Genomic DNA, 488 nt, shown 5'->3' on the forward strand with positions numbered 1-488 from the left:
TCCGATCACGTTCTGCTTTTTCTGCTTCACCACTCTTCATTGCGAAAATAGCAATAGCACCTACCAACAGAGAAAGTCCAGCAGTTGCTGCCGCCATAGTAACGGTAGCCGCCGCCTGCGCCCTGCTCAATGCACCGGTTGCTACCGTTGCCGTGGTAGTAGCTACAGCTTGCGCTTCTCTTGCAGCAGTTTGCTGAACTGTGGAGATGGTTACGCCTTCGCTTGAAACGATGTTCACAGTATTTGCAGCTGAATTAGCAGCTGTTACAGCTGTGCTGGCAACCGTCGAAACCGTTTGTTGCGCTTTAGCAGCGTTTAAAACTTGAATAGCCGCTATAACGGATGCAATAGGTCCGCTAAGGGCTTTGTAAGCCAACAACAGACCGCTTAATCCAGCAGCAGCAGCATAGACACCTGTAGGTATTTTTGTCAATCCAATTAGCAATTGGTCAATTCCATCCAACACATCTTTAATCATCTGACGCAAT

1 protein-coding gene is annotated in these 488 nt (G+C 48.2%); it reads right to left on the bottom strand.

Going from position 1 to position 488, the window contains the following annotated elements; translation table 11 throughout:
- The coding region (locus tag C161_RS32645; RefSeq protein WP_235193953.1) for a hypothetical protein at positions 1-433 on the bottom strand (433 nt) is incomplete at its 3' end.
- Between the last annotated feature and the right edge of the window lie 55 nt (positions 434-488).

Source organism: Paenibacillus sp. FSL R5-192 (assembly GCF_000517845.1).
Taxonomy (GTDB): domain Bacteria; phylum Bacillota; class Bacilli; order Paenibacillales; family Paenibacillaceae; genus Paenibacillus; species Paenibacillus amylolyticus.